This window comes from Lunatimonas lonarensis (assembly GCF_000390185.1).
GTDB classification, from domain to species: domain Bacteria; phylum Bacteroidota; class Bacteroidia; order Cytophagales; family Cyclobacteriaceae; genus Lunatimonas; species Lunatimonas lonarensis.
In genome coordinates, this window is sequence record NZ_AQHR01000016.1 from 1 (window position 1) to 617 (window position 617).

General features: G+C 42.8%; 1 protein-coding gene. It reads right to left on the reverse strand.

All coding sequences use genetic code 11. The annotated features are described in order from the left end of the window. Nucleotides 1-256: 256 nt before the first annotated feature. Entirely contained in the window at nucleotides 257-559 is a 303-nt protein-coding gene (locus tag ADIS_RS01790; RefSeq protein WP_010852555.1) for a GIY-YIG nuclease family protein, read from the reverse strand. Between the last annotated feature and the right edge of the window lie 58 nt (nucleotides 560-617).

Genomic DNA, 617 nt, shown 5'->3' on the forward strand with positions numbered 1-617 from the left:
GTTGTTGAGATTGCTTCGTCGCGCGCTCCTCGCAATGACGAGGCCGGTTTTCGTACGTCATTGGGATGCTTGGAGAGACCCGATGATCGTTGATTACGTATTCTGTTATTTCTTTTTGTTTGTTGGAGCACGAAGCGCATTCAAGCCGAAGCAATCTTATTGTCGTGGAGGAGATTACTTCGTCGTCCCTCCTCGCAATGACGACGTTAGTTATTGAAATTGATTCTTCGCTCACTCCTAGCAATGATGAGGACATTTACCAATCCCGGCATATCTGCTCATAAAGGTCCTTCCATTCAGGGTTAAAGTCGTTTACAAGCTCTATTTTCTTCCTTCTACTTCCCGCTTTTAGTTGTTTTTCACGATCAATAGCTTCTTCAATCGAATGAAATATTTCGTAATAAACTAACTTGGTTAAATTATACCTTGCTGTAAAGGACGTCTTGTGGACCCCGGTTTTATGTTCATATACTCTTTTTATCAGATTTGAGGCTACACCGACGTAAAGTGTGGTGTTGTGGGTGTTTGTCATAAAGTATATGCAGCCTCCTTTTTCCATAAGCCGTTATTTCGCCTCCGTCATTGCGAGGCTTGGAGAGACCCGATGATGGTTTATT